The organism is Aminobacter sp. P4_H6_2 (assembly GCF_056400805.1).
Map to the genome: position 1 here is coordinate 1 of NZ_JBFUKO010000821.1, position 2,028 is coordinate 2,028.

The following is a 2,028-nucleotide window of genomic DNA, read 5'->3' on the forward strand; positions in this document are numbered from 1 at the left end:
TGGCAGGACTATGCATTGTCGGACGGTACTGGGGTCTTGCCGTTGGGGCGTGCGCCCAAGCATCCCTCATGGGCGCTTGGCGTCATGGGAATGCCTGGATTCACCGCCTGGGCCGGGCTCAAGCAGATCGGGGCACCCAAGAAGGGCGAAACGATCGCGGTCGCAGCAGYGACTGGCCCGGTTGGGGCCACCGTGGGGCAGATCGGCAAGCTTTTGGGCTGCCGTGTTGTCGGTATTGCTGGGGGTGCTGAAAAATGCGCCTACGCTGTCGAAACGCTTGGATTTGACGTCTGTATCGACCACAAATCCGAGGATTTTGCCCAACAATTGAAGGCCGCAACACCCGAAGGTATCGACGTCTATTTCGAAAATGTCGGTGGCAAAGTCTTCGACGCGGTGCTGCCGCTGCTCAACAGGGGCGCGCGCATTCCACTTTGCGGTCTCGTCTCGCAATACAATGCCACAAGCCTGCCCGACGGCCCGGATCGGATGAACTGGTTCCTGGGCCAGCTCCTGCGCAAGCAGATCACCATTCGCGGCTTCATCATCTTCAACGATTTCGGCCACCTCTATCCCGAGTTCGCCAAGGAGATGGCAGCCTGGGTCGAAGCCGGAAAAATTCTCTATCGTGAACAAATCATCGATGGGCTGGAGCAAGCCCCACAGGCATTTGTCGGCCTGCTGAGAGGCGAGAATTTCGGCAAACGCGTCATTCGCGTGGGCAACACGAAATAACCAAGGCAAGGAGTCATCACATGAAAATCCTTATGGTCCTGACGTCGCATGACAAGCTTGGAAACACGGGCGAGAAAACCGGTTTCTGGCTCGAGGAATTCGCCGCGCCCTACTACGTTCTGCGCGATGCGGGAGCCCTCATCACACTGGTTTCTCCCAAAGGCGGTCAGCCGCCGATCGACCCAAAGAGCGATGCTGAAGATGCCCAAACAGAGGCAACCAAGCGCTTCAAGAAGGACGAGGTCGCACAACGGGCGCTGGCTACGACCGCAAAACTGTCTGAGGTGAATGCCGATGGCTTCGACGCGATCTTCTATCCTGGCGGGCATGGCCCTTTGTGGGATCTGGCGGAAAATGCCGACAGCAAACGCTTGATCGAAACCTTCGCCGCCAGCGACCGTCCTGTCGGCGCCGTGTGCCATGCGCCAGCCGTCTTTCGTCACACCAAGGGTGCCGATGGCAAGCCGCTCGTTTCAGGCAAACGTGTAACCGGCTTCACCAACACCGAAGAAGCAGCGGTTGGCCTGACTGACGTGGTTCCATTTCTTGTCGAAGACATGCTCAAGGCCAATGGTGGACTTTACGAGAAAGGTGGCGACTGGGGCTCTTACGTCGTTGTCGACGGCAAACTCGTGACCGGCCAAAATCCCGCTTCATCGGAAGGTGCCGCAAAAGAACTGCTCAAGCTCTTGAAGTAGGACGATTGTCAGGCCTGGAGCCCAGATGCGGACCTGGCTCGGATAGCCGCCTGTACGAAGCCGAGTCTGGCCGCAGATGCGGCTGCCGGTCTAGTTTCTCACATCAGCAAGCCCGTCCTGAAGGCATCGACTTACTTAGCTGCGGGTGATCACTCATTGTCGGACGCTGGCCGAAAAAGGGTGCCGACCGCAAAGCACAGGCACTCCACCCCCTCGCAGCTTTCCACGCCACCATGACTTTGGAGCAGCAGGATGCCTCGCGGATAGTTGCTCCATGCCGTGGGGGTAGGTGAGCAGCCGGCGGGGAAGGAGAGGGGAGATCAGCTCATCTTTGCAGCGGTCTATCCACTTTCTCGACGTAATAGCGCGGGATGCGCTTACCTTCGCGGCCACGGTAGAATTCAATGCAGAATTCGACAAACGCCTTGAAGCGGCGGGAGACGTGGCGGCGGCGCGAGTAGATGAGGTTGATTGCGGTTTCCGGCGACCGCCACTGCGGCAATACCGGAACGAGGATTCCGTTCTCGCACTCCGTTTCAACGAAGAAACCAGGCAGATAGGCTAGGCCCTCACCGGCGACGGCGAAATATTTGAG

Annotated in this window: 3 protein-coding genes; 2 read left to right on the forward strand and 1 reads right to left on the reverse strand. The window is 58.5% G+C overall.

Features of this window, described 5'->3' with window-relative positions:
* Both AC1DUU_RS30560 and AC1DUU_RS30565 read left to right on the forward strand, forming a co-directional pair.
* On the forward strand, positions 1 to 735 hold a 735-nt coding region (locus AC1DUU_RS30560; RefSeq protein ID WP_476787061.1), incomplete at its 5' end, for an NADP-dependent oxidoreductase.
* Between the two features lie 20 nt (positions 736 to 755).
* A complete protein-coding gene (locus tag AC1DUU_RS30565; protein ID WP_476787062.1) occupies positions 756 to 1,433 on the forward strand; it encodes a type 1 glutamine amidotransferase domain-containing protein in 678 nt (225 codons plus the stop codon).
* Between the two features lie 325 nt (positions 1,434 to 1,758).
* Here the strand turns inward: AC1DUU_RS30565 and AC1DUU_RS30570 are convergent.
* Positions 1,759 to 2,028 (reverse strand): LysR substrate-binding domain-containing protein (locus AC1DUU_RS30570; protein WP_476787063.1); only part of this gene is annotated, 270 nt, incomplete at its 5' end.

Bases quoted from the DNA above. Each gene is read 5' to 3' on its own strand.
- AC1DUU_RS30565 (WP_476787062.1), top strand. From the start codon at position 756: ATGAAAATCCTTATGGTCCTGACGTCGCATGACAAGCTTGGAAACACG.